Annotated in this window: 9 protein-coding genes and 1 pseudogene; 1 reads left to right on the top strand and 9 read right to left on the bottom strand. The window is 62.1% G+C overall.

Annotated features, from left to right (window positions below; translation table 11 throughout):
• Positions 1-134: 134 nt before the first annotated feature.
• From NKH12_RS13290 to NKH12_RS13265, 6 genes are all read right to left on the bottom strand, one after another.
• Entirely contained in the window at positions 135-2,516 is a 2,382-nt protein-coding gene (locus NKH12_RS13290; protein WP_352953524.1) for a polysaccharide biosynthesis tyrosine autokinase, read from the bottom strand.
• Positions 2,517-2,728: 212 nt separating this feature from the next.
• On the bottom strand, positions 2,729-3,625 hold the full coding sequence (locus NKH12_RS13285) for a UTP--glucose-1-phosphate uridylyltransferase (RefSeq protein ID WP_352953523.1): 897 nt from the start codon (positions 3,623-3,625) through the stop codon (positions 2,729-2,731).
• Between the two features lie 57 nt (positions 3,626-3,682).
• Positions 3,683-4,651: a glycosyltransferase family 2 protein gene (locus NKH12_RS13280; RefSeq protein ID WP_352953522.1), complete on the bottom strand. Its 969-nt coding sequence runs from the start codon at positions 4,649-4,651 to the stop codon at positions 3,683-3,685.
• The gene (locus tag NKH12_RS13275) at positions 4,641-5,603 is read right to left on the bottom strand and encodes a glycosyltransferase family 2 protein (protein ID WP_352953521.1); all 963 of its coding nucleotides are present in this window, start codon (positions 5,601-5,603) and stop codon (positions 4,641-4,643) included. Before NKH12_RS13275 ends, NKH12_RS13280 begins: the two co-directional genes overlap by 11 nt.
• A complete protein-coding gene (locus tag NKH12_RS13270; RefSeq protein WP_352953520.1) occupies positions 5,603-6,601 on the bottom strand; it encodes a glycosyltransferase family 2 protein in 999 nt (332 codons plus the stop codon). The genes NKH12_RS13275 and NKH12_RS13270 overlap by 1 nt, the downstream gene beginning before the upstream one ends.
• A 25-nt stretch (positions 6,602-6,626) precedes the next feature.
• Complete coding sequence (locus NKH12_RS13265) at positions 6,627-7,799, bottom strand: glycosyltransferase family protein (protein ID WP_352953519.1); 1,173 nt, start codon at positions 7,797-7,799, stop codon at positions 6,627-6,629.
• 301 nt (positions 7,800-8,100) lie between these two features.
• Between NKH12_RS13265 and NKH12_RS13260 the strand changes: the two are divergent.
• Positions 8,101-9,153, top strand: a pseudogene (locus NKH12_RS13260) (polysaccharide pyruvyl transferase family protein); the annotation flags it as partial.
• A 222-nt stretch (positions 9,154-9,375) separates the two neighbouring features.
• On the opposite strand, the gene NKH12_RS13255 reads toward NKH12_RS13260, so the two are convergent.
• The 3 genes from NKH12_RS13255 to NKH12_RS13245 all read right to left on the bottom strand — a co-directional run bounded on the left by NKH12_RS13255 (position 9,376) and on the right by NKH12_RS13245 (position 13,274).
• The gene (locus tag NKH12_RS13255) at positions 9,376-10,839 is read right to left on the bottom strand and encodes a lipopolysaccharide biosynthesis protein (RefSeq protein WP_352953518.1); all 1,464 of its coding nucleotides are present in this window, start codon (positions 10,837-10,839) and stop codon (positions 9,376-9,378) included.
• Complete coding sequence (locus tag NKH12_RS13250) at positions 10,836-12,122, bottom strand: glycosyltransferase (protein ID WP_352953517.1); 1,287 nt, start codon at positions 12,120-12,122, stop codon at positions 10,836-10,838. Before NKH12_RS13250 ends, NKH12_RS13255 begins: the two co-directional genes overlap by 4 nt.
• A gap of 72 nt (positions 12,123-12,194) precedes the next feature.
• Positions 12,195-13,274 (bottom strand): glycosyltransferase, encoded by a 1,080-nt coding sequence (locus NKH12_RS13245; RefSeq protein ID WP_352953516.1) that lies wholly within the window; start codon positions 13,272-13,274, stop codon positions 12,195-12,197.
• Positions 13,275-13,288 lie beyond the last annotated feature (14 nt).

Raw genomic sequence — 13,288 nt, 5'->3', positions numbered from 1 at the left:
ACCTTGAGCGCCGGCTGCCGGTTATGGTCTGTTCGAGGGATATTCGTGTTCGCTCACGACGGCCTCTGGCCCGGTTCGGCCTGGCCGCGCAGGACGACGACGCTCTGCTCAATGTCCGTTCCTATAGACCGGCCTCAGGTCTTTGCCTTCGTCCGCGCTTCCGACTTTTCCAGATAGTAGGACGAGTATCTGTCGAAGAATTTTTCCGAGCCGCCGATCGATCCATATTTCGCCAGCTTCTTCAAATCGACCTTGTTCAAGACGACGCCGACGATCTTGTTGGCGATATAGGGTTCCGAGCTCAGGATGGATTGCACCATCGCACGCGGCGTGTGCCCCCACTCGGTTACGAGCACGAAGCCGTCGGCAAGCGGAGCAAAGGCCTTGGCATCGACCACCGGGCCGAGCGGCGGCAGATCGACGATGACGTACTCGAAGGTCTCCTTGGCATTGTCGATGAAACGCCGCATCCCGGCCGACGACAGAAGCTCACTCGTGTGCGAGAAATGGCCGCGCGGCACAGCCGGGACGATCGCCAGCTTGGTCTGCCGGTCGATCTTGCCGACGGACTGCCAGGTCTGCCCGCTCACCACCGCTTCCATCAGGCCTTGCTCGGCTTCCATGCCAAGACTGCGGCTGAGGCCGGGGTTGCGCAGATCGCCGTCCACCAGCAGGGTTTTCGACCCGTTGGCAGCAAGCAGTCCTGCCAGATTCGCCGCCACGGTCGACTTGCCCTCGCCGGGAAGGACCGAGATCACGCCAATGACCCGGCTGCCCTGCCCTTCCATCACGACGTCGAAGGCAATTTTGGCGCTGCGAAGCGTTTCGGAAAACATCGATGCCGGCGCATCGACGCTCACCCGCATGCGCGCGCGTCTTTCAGCAGCCGACGGTGATTGGGCGGTTTTGACGTCCGCCGGACCGTCATCACGCTTGTCTTCCTTAGCGACCTTGCTGCCGATGATCGGCAGGTAGCCGAGGAATTTTAGGCCGACGCGATCGCGAACGTCCTCGCCGGTCCTGAAGAACCGTTCCCTGAATTCATTCAGGCCACCAACCCCGGCCCCCATCATCACGCCAAGCACAAGCGAAAGTCCCAGCACTATGGACGTGCGCGGGGTTGCCGCGGACTGCGGCAGCGTCGCGTCCGAGATGACGCGGATCTTGCCGACCGGGAAGGATTGCTGCTGGGAGGCTTCTTCGTAGCGGCCAAGGAACGTCTGATAGAGCGTCGAGAGCGCCGTTGCCTTCTGCTCGAGTTCGCGCAGCTTGACCTGCGACTGGTTATCGATGGAACTCTTGCCAGCCGCTAACGCGACATTTGCGCGGAGCGCCGTCTCGCGCGCGAGAGCGACTTCGTATTCGTTGCGGTAGCTTTCGGTCAACTGCTTCAGCTCGCCGAAAATCTGCGCTGATATGTCGGCCTTTTCCTTGGCGAGTGCGACCGCCTGGGGATGCTCAGCCCCGAAATTGGCTTCGATATCCTGCTGCCGCTTGGCGACAGTGAGATAGCGGGTCTTGAGCGTTGAAATGATCGAGTTGGCCGGCTGGTCGGCGGATATGGCGGCATCCCTGAATGCGTTGTCAGAACCGCTTTCGACGATCGACTTGTATTGCTGGTAGCGGGCGCTGGCGCGCGCGGTATCGGCCTGCGCCTCAATGAGCTGACTGTTGAGGTCGCCCAGTTGCTTGTCGCTGATCAATTGGCCATCGTTGACGGCCAACCCATGTTCGGCCCTGAACTTCTCGACGGCGAGCGCCGCTGCCTGGGAACTTTCACGAAGCTCCGTCAGCCGGCCTTGCAGCCAGACCGCCGCGCGCTCGGTCGCATCGAAGCTCGCATCGAGCTGGTCCGCGAGATAGGCGTCGGCATAGGCTTTGGTGATCGCGGTCGCAAGTGCGGGATCCGTCGCCTGATAGGCGATGGAGATCACATAGCTTCGACCTATGCGCTCGGCTTGCACCTCGTTTTGCAGTTTGAGGATCGCGTAATCGCGGCGTGACGAGGCAATCATCGCGTCACGCGTCGCCGGATCGAGCTGGGTAACGTCGGTGGTGCTCACGGCGGGGCTGGGACGGAAATACCGGATCACACCGCGCACAAAACCGACAGCCTTCGAAACCGCCGACGTCGGAGGATACAGGAAGGCGTCATTCTGATCGAGCTTCTGCTTGTCGACGACCACCGCCGCCAACCTCGCCGAGTGAAGAATTTCGATCTGGCTCAGAATGGCGGAATCGGTCTGCATGCTGACCGACGCCGCCGACACCTCGTCAACGACCTTATTCAAGCCTTCGTCGATAAGCACGCGGCTCGTCGCCATGTAGGTGGGAGGCGTGGTCTGCAAATAGAGCACGCCCAGAAAAAGACCGATGGCAGCGCATGCCGCGACCACCTTTGCCTGCCTTGCTGCCATGCTGAGCAGGCGCTCGACATCGATGAAATCGTCGGCGCTGACTGCGTCCGAACTCGGCAATGGTTTCCTCTTGTCGAGAGGAAAATTGGCATAATTCATCTTCGGTCCAATTCTAGTTTACATCTAGAGCGGCGGTCCCTCACGTCGACCTGTGCCGCCGCTCTATCTCTTGTTCGAGCATCGGATTCCCCAAAACCGCTCTATACTTTTGGGTCCGATGCTCCCGTTTGCAGGCCTAAAGCAGGATCGGAAGCATCAGCACATATTCATGCGGAGCGTCTTGCGTCACCTATCCTCCCAAAAAATGGACATTATGCGGCTTCCACCCGGCGCTCATGCGATCGGACGAACTCCTGAAGCATCTCGAAGATCGGCCCCTTCATGTCGTCGCGCGCCAGCGCGAAGGCGATATTGGCCTGGATGAACCCTTCTTTCGAGCCGCAATCGAACATCCGCCCGTTGAAGGGCTGGGCGAAGAAAGCCTGGCTTTGCGCAAGGCGGACCATGGCGTCAGTCAGCTGGATCTCATTGCCGGCGCCGCGCTGCTGATTGCCGAGCAGCGCGAATATCCCAGGCTGCAGGATATAGCGGCCGTTGATGTAATAGTTCGACGGCGCGTTGGCCGGAGCCGGCTTTTCGACCATGGCGGTGACCTCGAAACCCGAGCCGACATCCGCGCCGCATCCGACGATGCCGTATTTGCTGGTCTCGGTCGGGTCGCAGCGCTCGACGGCAATGACGTTGCCGCCGGTCTGCGCATAGAGGTCGGCAATTTCAGCGAGACATCCGCGCCCGCCGAAGGACACCATGTCGGGCAACAGCAATGCGAAGGGCTCATCGCCGATGACTTCCCGGGCGCACCACACCGCATGGCCGAGACCTTGCGGCGACTGCTGGCGGATGAAGCTCGTCGCACCAGCCACGGGAAGCAGGCTTTCCAGCGCCTGAAGCTGCGCCGTCTTGCCGGTCTGTTCCAAAGTCCCGATCAATTCTGGATGCAGGTCGAAATAATCCTCAATGACCGCCTTGTTGCGGCCCGTCACGAAGACAATGTGCTCGATGCCGGCTTCGAACGCCTCATCCACCGCATATTGCACGACAGGCCTGTCGACGACCGGCAGCATTTCCTTCGGCATCGACTTGGTCGCCGGCAGGAACCGCGTTCCAAGCCCCGCTACCGGTATGACTGCCTTCCTGACTTTCTTCATCGCTTATTCCTTCTGAGGAGATCGACTTCAACCTGTCGCAGGCCGCGAAAACTGTTTTCACCTGCCTGCACCTTTTACCTCCCCCGCACCCACGGCAAATTGCGCCGCCACCCTTCGCAGCCGGACGGCGATCGGCATGCTCATATGCCGAACCGCCGCCGGATCGCTCAGCGCCGTCCACACCGCCTTGAGCGGGGAGCGCGCCTTGATGTGCTGGACCAGCGACAGGAACGACGCCGCCTTGCGCAGGCTGCGTGTGCGTCTTGCGAAAGCGGCCTCGGCCTTTGCATCCATCGAATGGGTTCTGGCGAAGACGAGGTCGGCCTTGCGCATCGCCTCGACGTGATTAAGTTCAAGCACGCGGGAAATGGAGCCGGTCCGGATATGGTAGACATAGCCGGTCGTCGGCTCGACCACGCATTTTCCGCCTTTGGCCAGAGCACTGGCCAGCAGGATGTAGTCTTCGCCGATGATCAGGCTTTCGTCATAGCGAAGCGCGTTTTCGTTCAGAAAGCGTCGCTGGAAGATCGGTTTGAGATAGCCGAGGTTGAACCTGGATTCGAAGACCACATTGCCGGCGATATAGTCGGCCAGCGAGATTTCACTTAAGCCCTCGAGATAGTCGGCCGGGAACATCGTCTCTTCGGCAACGCCGTCCTCGCGAACGACCTGGAGATTGTCGACCGCGATCTCGGCACCCGCTTTTTCGGCGCGGTCAATCATGGTGCAGATCCGCCCGGGATAGACGGCATCGTCGGAATCGAGGACCGCGACCCATCTGCCACGGGCAAGCTCAAGCCCGGCATTCCTGGCGCCGCCGGGACCACGGTTTTGCTCAAGGGCGACGACGCGCACGATGTCCTCGGGGTAGGATCGCGCCAGATCGAGCGTCCGGTCGCGTGACTGGTCGTCGACGACGATCACCTCAACGCTGACATTGCGCTGGGCGATGGCGCTGGCGATCGCCCGCTCGATGGTCAGCTCCGCATTGTAGGCGGCAATGACAAAGGTGACGTCAGGCTGCACGCTTGCCCCCTCCCTGCGGCGTGGGCAGGCCGTATTGGCGGATTTCACGCACGCCGACGAGACCGCTCACGACGCCGACATGCATAATGCCGCGAAGCACGCTGCGGTTCCTGCGCACGGGACTGATGGCGACCGGGATTGCCGATGCGAAACAAAAAACCGCCTTTGCCGAGGCAAGGCCGACTTGCCTGACCAGCGCGAGGCCACTCGCGTCGCGTCCCAGGAGGTGCCCATGCGTCTGCCCGACGCGGAACCGGCGGCGACGGAGCCAGTCGAATGCGGCCCTGGCGCGTGGCACCACTTCATCGACCCAGGCCTGCGGCGAAAAGACGATGCGACCGCCGGCCTTGACCATATGGTCGAAGAATTCGGTGTCCTCGCCGCCGGTCTGGCCACGCGCCAGGCTGAACCGCCGGCCGCGGAGGCAGTCGGCGCCCATCCTGAGCAGGACGTTGCAGGTGTAGCCGGTGCGGATCTCGCCGCCCACCCAGACGGGCAGGGTGGAGTGGAAATCGCCGCGGCGCATCCAGTCGGGCGCGTCCGGCCGATAGCGCGCCCGCACCGGCCCGAGCACGGCGGCAGCACCACTCACTTCCGCCGTCGCAACCAATTCGGCGAGCCATCTCGACGATGCCGTTTCGTCATCGTCGAGGAAGGCGACGAAATCCGCCGTGCTGGCGTCGAGGCAGGCGTTGCGGGCGATCGAGATGTTGCGCGCCGGGCAATGACGGTAGCTGATCGGCAGCTTCAGCGTCTCCGCCAGCGTCGCCACCAGCAGCTCGGCCGTCGGGCCGTCATCATTGTCGGCGACGATGACGCGGATGTCGAATCCCGAAGGCACCTCCAGGGCGGCTATGGAGCGAAGCGTGTCGGCAAGCTCCGGCCGCCGAAACGTGCAGACGCAAATGTCGATGCTGCGGTTTTTGCTGCGGTTTTTCTCGGCCACACCCATCACGCTACCCTCCTATGCTGCGATCGCGGTCCAAGCAGTTGCAGCCAAAAGCCGACGGACCAGCCGAAATGCATGACCATCGCCGAAATCCCGGCAAGCGCACTGTCCGGATTGCGCTGGCTGATGGCGGTCCACACGCCATAGCCGAGGCAAACCGACGCCCACACCAGAAGTGGCACGACCGCCAGCCAATGCACGAAGAAAAAGGCAGAGAGAAGGACGACAGGGAATACCAGGAGCGGCACCATCTGTCGGACCTTCGGTATCATGCGGTGCTTGAGAACGTTCTTTGCGCGGCCGCGGCCATAGCCGAGATACTGGAAATACAGGCCGGCGAGCGACGAGCGCGGGTAGTAGATCATTTGCGTCTTGCCGCTCATCCAGATCCGGTAACCGGCCTGACGGAGCCGATAGTCGAGCTCCGCATCCTCGTTGTGGCTGAACGTCTCGTCATAGCCGCCCACCGCCTTGAAGGCCGATATCCGCATCAGCGCATGGTGGCCGTGATCGACCCACTCGCCCGCCGAGAGATGCCGGTGCTTGGAGCCGCCCGTGCCGAGCTTGGAATTCTGTGCGGCCGCCACCGCTTTCTGCACCGTGCCGCTGCCGCTGGTCAGCATCGAGACGACGACCGAATCGGCGCCAGTGGCCAGCGCCTCCTCGACCAGCCGATCGCAATAGTCCGGGGGATAGCCGCCATGCGCGTCGATACGAATGAGATATTCAGCCCCCTCGCCGTAACTGGCGACGGCGAGATTGATCGCCGCGCTCTGGAGGCGCTTTTCATTGTGAAGAAGGATAATCCGCGGATCCTTCCCGGCAATCTCCCCGACGATCGCCCTTGTGCCATCCGTACTGCCGCCATCGGCAACGACGATCCTGGCGCCGAGCCTCTCGGCCGCCGGTCGAAGCTCATGAACAAGCGCACCGATGTGAGCCGCTTCGTTCAGGCACGGAATCACGATCAGGCTGGGAGGAAGCATTTCGGTTGGCGTCATCGGCCCATATCCATCCCTCGCCATCCTAGGCAAGTGCCCGGGCAGCATACGGACCCTGCGCAACCGTCAACCCGCGAAGCTTCTCGACGAGCGCCCGGCAATCGCTCCGATCGTGGCTCCAGGTTCGCGGATTGCGGGCAAGAACACGCGCCCGCAATTTCCCGAAACGATGCTCGACCATATCGCCCAGGGCGGCTTCGAGTGCCTCGGGCGTGGCCTGAGGCAAAAGAACGCCGATGCCCTGCCGGTCGAGAAACCGGCCGGTTTCGGTGTTGCCCATCGAGATCGGCACGGCGCCGAAGCGGCAGCCCTCGTAGAGACGGTTGGGCAGCAGCCATTCGGAATTCAGCCCCTGCTCGAAAAAATCGATGGCCCAGGAGAAATGGACCTCGCGGTAGACCGTCGCCATATCCTCGGGGTTCCGATAGGGCCCACCAAACGAAAGCCAGGGCTCGGCTTCGACAAAACCGTGAAAATCCGGAAATTCGGAAAGCGCCGGGCGACCCCTGAGGATGATTTCGAAGCGACCGTCGAGCTGTCGGGAAAATTCGGCCAGAAGCTCTAGGGAGCGGCGGCACCGGAGCGCGCCGAACCAGCCGATCCGCCAAGGCGGAGCGACAGGATCATCCGCCACTATGCGATCATCCAGCGCAACCGCGGCAGGCTCGAAATATTTGTTTTCGAGCAGTTCGACCGGCGCGGCAATCTGCCCGAACGGCTTGAAATAGTTGGCAATAAACGCCGGCGAACTGGTCACCAGCAGATTTATATCCCTGGCCAGATAGCGCTCCGCGCCGCGCATCGCCTTGCCGAGAAAGTCGTCGCGGAGCAGCAGGCGATGGATGTCGAGACACTCGTAGACGATCGGCACCGCCGCCTGGAACGCCGATCTGGCACGCCGGGCAAGCGCCAGCATTTCTAGATTGCGCGCGATGATGAGGTCGGGTCTTGGCATCGAGCCGAGTTTCGAGGCGATCAAGACCGCCGCCTTTGTGACTGCTGCCAGCCGCTGGGCGAATCGGCCGTCGCGCGTCGCGCCAAGGTCGATAGGGCGCAAGCCTTCGACGTCGGTGACCGGGCTTGCCGTCCGACGGAAGCCCGCCAGTGTAACCTGGGCGCCGCCTGCCTTAAGCATTATGATCCGCCGGCGCACTGCCGGGTCGGAGACGTCGTGTACCAAGTACAAGACATGCAGCATGAAAACTCGACCGCTGTTGGCCCACCCGCAAGAATCCTAGTACAGCTCGTGCTGCATCGCAACATTTTTGGTGCAGCGTAGCAAAAATCCACGTTTTTTGTTGCGCTGCAAAATCGATGGGTTAATCTCGCTCTGCTTGGGCCGCATGGACCGCGCGTTGGCCTGCCATCGGGCTGCGCGCCAATAATCACGACGCGAGGACCATCCGTGGCGACAGCATTTTCGGCCAACCCGCCGCAATCCGCTTCCTTTGGCAACCGTCGATGGAACCACGGGACTACTCACGAAATGAGGTCATTCCATGAAGATCGCGGTTGAAAACACCGTCTGCCTGAATACCGGGGATGCAGCGATCCTCCTGGCGATCCGCCATGTTTTCAAGACGATCGTGCAAGACGACATCCAGTTCTACGTCTTCGACAGCCAGCCGGAGGTGGCGGCGAGGCTCTACACGAAGAAAGAGTATCCGGATCTCGAATTCCACAAGCTGCTGTCGGAATCGCTGTTCCGTTACAAATACGGCAGCGGGCTGAAGAATCTGTTCAAGCCGATCTACAATCGGCTCGTACTCAATGCCCTGCGGCGGTTCGGCACCGGCGGCATTCTCGGGCGTTTGTTCAGCCCAAGCAATCGCCGCGGTCTCGATATCTACAAAGACGCCGATCTCGTGGTCACGACAGGCGGAACCTATCTCGTCGAGACCTACAATCTGGAACGGCGCCTCAACCAATTCCGGATCGACGCGATTCTGGGCAAGGACCCGGTCTTCTTCACGCAATCGCTTGGCCCGTTCAACAAACGTTACAATCGCCAGGAGTTGAACCCGATCTTCGACCGGAGCCCGCTCATGCTGCTGCGCGACGAACGTTCGAGAGGCCACATTGTGGACATGGTGAAAGACCCTGGCAAATGCCACGTCGTGGCCGACGCAGTCTTTGCCCTGGCCGATACCGACAGGATCGGAAATCTTCTGGCCTCCGGCCAGTCGGCGACGGTCACCGGCCGTGTCGCCATTTCCGTCCGTCACTGGAACTATGTCAGCGACGGCGAGGGCGGCATGCGCCGCTACATCGACTCGATTCGCGAGATCGCCACTATCCTTGTCAGGGACCACGCCAAGGAGGTGACGTTCGTCTCCACTTGCCAAGGGGTACCGGAATACGCCCATGACGATTCCAAGACGGCGCGGGCGATCGTTGCCGAGCTCGATTCGGAGATCGCCAAGCATGTAAGTGTGGACGCTTCGTTCCACACGCCGGAGCAACTGATGGCACTGGTGAAAGGCTTCGACTTCGTCGTCGCAACGCGCATGCACATGATGATCATGTCGCTCTGCGTCGGCACGCCGGTACTGCCTATCGCCTATGAATTCAAGACCAAGGAACTCGCCAAGCGGATCGGCGTCGCCGACCTGCTGCTCGACATCGATACGGTGACACCTGAGGAAGCGAGCCAGAAGCTCGGCAGACTTACCGCCAATCTCGACCTCTATCGCAGGACGAGCCTTCAGGCAGTGCTTGAGGAGCACGCGTCGGCGATGTCGGCAGGTGAGCTGTTGAGACCGGTAATCGCTCGCCTAGCGGGCGTTGCGCATGGCGCTGGAAAGTGTGGTGAACAGGGCGCTGCGCGACTGGCGAAGGGCAAGCATGAGGATCAGGCCGATCGAATAGTTGAGTGCAACCGCCAGGAGCACCGCGAGCAGGTCTGACCGGCCGGTCAGAGATACCGGCAACTCCCGGTACGCCGACCAGGCGAGCAGGGACGACACGATAAAGAGCCCCTGCATGATCAGGAAGTCGGCTGCGGTGACCGGGCCGACGCGGTGGATAAGGACGGCGAGCACCGGGACGCGCAGCACGTAGCCGCTGATCGCATAGGCCGCCGCGACACCGACGGCGCCCCAGTGCAGACCAATGATGAAGGCGGCGACCGTCGTCAGCGACGAGTAGATGCCCCAGTGGAACATGGTCTTGGTCTTGCCCTGGCAGATGAAGATCCATCCGGTGGTGCTCGATACGGGCTGGATCAGGCTGGCGATGCCCAGCCAGGCGAAAATCGGTGCCACCGCTGTCCAGCGCTCGCCGAAGAGAAGCCCCACCACCTGGTCCGACGTCAGCGTCAGTGCCGCGATGCCAGGCATGGTGACGGCCGCCAGCATCCAGTTGGTTCGCACATAGATGTCGCGAAACCGCGCCTTGTCCTCATGGATGCGGCTCAGCAGCGGCACCATCACGCGTGTCAGCGGCTGGTTGATGTTCTGCAGCGGAAACAGCAGGAGCTTGTAGGCTCGGTCATAGTAGCCGAGTTCGACGGCGCCCGAATATTTTCCGATCAGGATGTTGTCGAGATTGCGCGAGAAGAAGTTGGCCAGATTGAAACCGGTCAGATTGGCGCCGAAGGACAATATGCCGGTATCGACCTTCAGGTCCGGCCGCGACGGCGTCCAGCGCGCCACCTGCCATGCCGCGGCCAGCGCGACAACAGCCGAAACCGCCGGGCCGATGACCAGCGACCAATAGCCCAGTCCCGCGTAGGCGGCGATTGCGGTAGTCGCAAGTCCGGCAGCGGCGGTAATCACGTCGTTCAGCGCGAGCTGGCCAAAGCGCAAATGACGGTTCATCAACGCCAAGGGCACCGCAGCAAGGGTGCCAAGAAGCAGCGGCAAGGCAGAGCCGATGGTGATCCCGACCATGCGTTGATCGCCGTAGAAGGCGGCGATAGCGGGCGCCAGGCATACCACCACCACGGCACTGCCCAGCCCAACCAGCGCACTGATCCAGAATACCTGGTTGAGCTGCTCCGCGCTGATATCCTTGCGCTGGACCACAGCCTGCTGCAGGCCGAGATTCTGAAGCAGCCCGACAAAGGCCACGATCGGCCCAACGGAAGCCACCAGACCGAAATCCTCGGGCACGAGCAGACGAGCGAGCACGATCACCGAGAGAAACTGGATCGCCATCTTGAAGCCTTGCGCGCCGATCGTCACGACGCCGCCGCGCAGGGCGACGCGACCGAGCTGGGGGGGCGGGTTGGCGTTCATGCCGGGTGCCTGGCTTCGGCCAGCTGGGCGACGATCTTCGCAAAACGGTCGTTGAGCACGTCCGCGTTGAAATCCTGCTCGATCTTGCGGCGCGCCGCACGTGCTATGCGCTCGCATTTCTCCGGGTTCTCGGCCACCCAGACAAGCTTGCGGGCCAACGTCGAAACGTCTCGCTCCGGTGCGAGGAAGCCCGTCTCCTGATCCTCGATCAGCTCGGGGATGCCCGAGTGATAGGTGCTGACCACGATCAGCCCGGCGGCCATTGCCTCCATCAGCGCCACCGGAATACCCTCGAGATCGCCGTCCTGTGCGGCAACGCTGGGCAGCAGGAATACGTGGGCGTCGCGCAGGCGCTGCTTGACCTCGGCGTGCGGACGCGGCCCGAGGAAAGTCACCCTGTCGGCAATGCCTAGATTTGTGGCGAGCTTCTTCAACTCCTCCAGCAATTCGCCGCCGCCAATCACCGAATAGACCCAGTCGCGCCGCGGCAGGCTGGCGAGGGCGCGAAGCGCAAATTCGATGCCCTTCTTTTCGGTCAGCCGGCAGACTGAGATGAAGGACAGCGTGTCCCGGTCCCAAGAACGCCATTGGTAGTCGATCTCGCCCGGCCGCACGCCCATATGGTGAACCATGACCTGCGCCGGGGGTGCGCCGACGCCGATCAGGGCGTCGCGGAAAAACGCGTTCACCGGCAGCTGGAGAACGCCCTTTTCGAAAACAATCTTATAGCGCGTGAGCGTGCCGTCATGCAGCGGTTCGCCGACATCGCGGCCGTGGAATATGGTCACCAGCGGCGCGGAAATCCGGCCTCGTTTCATGGCGCGGGCGACGCGCATGCCGTTATTGCCGAAATGCGCGACGATCACGTCGGCGTTCTGCAATTTGCGCGCAAAGGCGATGTCGACAGCGGTCGAGAGTTTATCCCAGAACCTGCCTGACCATTTCCTGAGCGTCGGGCGAAAGCGCCCCAGTCCGCCCCACCAGCAGACGACCTTGCCAGGCAGCGCCTGCCAGCGGCGATCGTCGATATTGCTGTCCTTGCCGAAGGACGTCTCATTGCAGACGACGCCGACTTGCATGCCGCGCTCGAGGCACCCGGCTATCTGGTCGAGGACGAAGGTCTCCGACAAAGAGGGGAATTTATCAACTACGAAGCAAATCTTCATCGAATGGACGATCTTTCGAGACCGGTCGGCGATCTGCTCGCGCGGATAAGGGCTGAAGCCCGTTGCCGCGTTGCGAGGCGCTTCAAGCGTCTGCTGTTGTGCGTGTTGTTTTCCCAAAGCCGCTCGCACCCCGGGGTCAGGCGCGAAGGCAGGCTTTTGGGCGACATGCATGGTTTTGGACGAAATGCATCAGGCGGCACGCTCCATAGCCCCTTGCCTGGCGCTGTCGAGAACGCCGAGGAAGGTCGCGAACTGAATGTCGGGGTTCATCTGCGGCCGCTCCGAAAACAGCTGCGCCGCCGCCGACAGCCTGCCGTACTCGGCCTTGTCGCTCCATAGCCGCCTCACTGCGGCGACCCAGTCGTCGAGCGGTGCGTCATAGTCGAGCACCACGCCGCCGGCGCCAATCGCTTCCGGCAGGCCGCCGCGCCGGGAGCCGACGACCGGAATGCCGCTGCAATGGGCCTCGGATGCCACTCGGCCCCAGGCCTCTTCCCATTTGCTGGGCGCCAGCAGGATCTTGGTGCGGCCATAGACCGTCTTCATGTCGCTGGTGCGGCTTTCCAGCCTGACGTTGCGGAGCGGCGCGATGATCTGTTCGATCTGCGCCCGGTGGTCGTCGTCGAGCTTCCAGCTTTCGACGAACAGGAACGGGATTTCGGGGCATTGACCGGCGATGCGCACGGCGAGTTCGAACCCTTTTTCATTGTAAGGGTTGATCAGTGTGACGAATTCGCCGGTTGTCGGCGTGCTGTAGAGCCCGGGATTGATGGTCGGCGGGATCACGGTCGAATCGATGCCGAACTTTTCCTTATAGGTGCGCGCGGTGAATTCGGAGTTGGCGATATAAAGCGCCGAATGCAATTCGCGCAGGTCGCCGGCCAGTTCGTGGAATTCGACGTTCCGCAGATAGACCACCAGCGGCACGTCGAGCGCCTGCAGCGCCTTTCCGATCGGCACCGATTTGTGGCACTGCACGACGGCGACATCGGGATCGAGCCGTTCGACCGCGAAGCGCGCCGCCTCCCAGGGAAACCATGCCCGCACGACCGGATAGCCGGGATAGCTGTCGATGACAGCACGCTGGCGAAGCAGCTTCATCTTGGCGCGCGCCTTGAAACCGAACATGCCGTCACCGAACAGCGCCGCCAGAACCGAGGCGTCATGACCGTGCTCGCGCAGCTGCTCGACCAGATGGTGCGTGCTCGACTGAACGCCACCGCTGAACTGCGGCGTGTAGCCGTTGCCGCCTGCAAACAGAACTTTCATGGACCTGGCTCCTT

This window comes from Mesorhizobium sp. M1322, from assembly GCF_040318085.1.
Classification (GTDB): Bacteria; Pseudomonadota; Alphaproteobacteria; order Rhizobiales; family Rhizobiaceae; genus Mesorhizobium.
The sequence above is the reverse complement of the archived record's forward strand: the minus strand, read 5'-3'. Positions and strand labels throughout refer to the sequence as shown.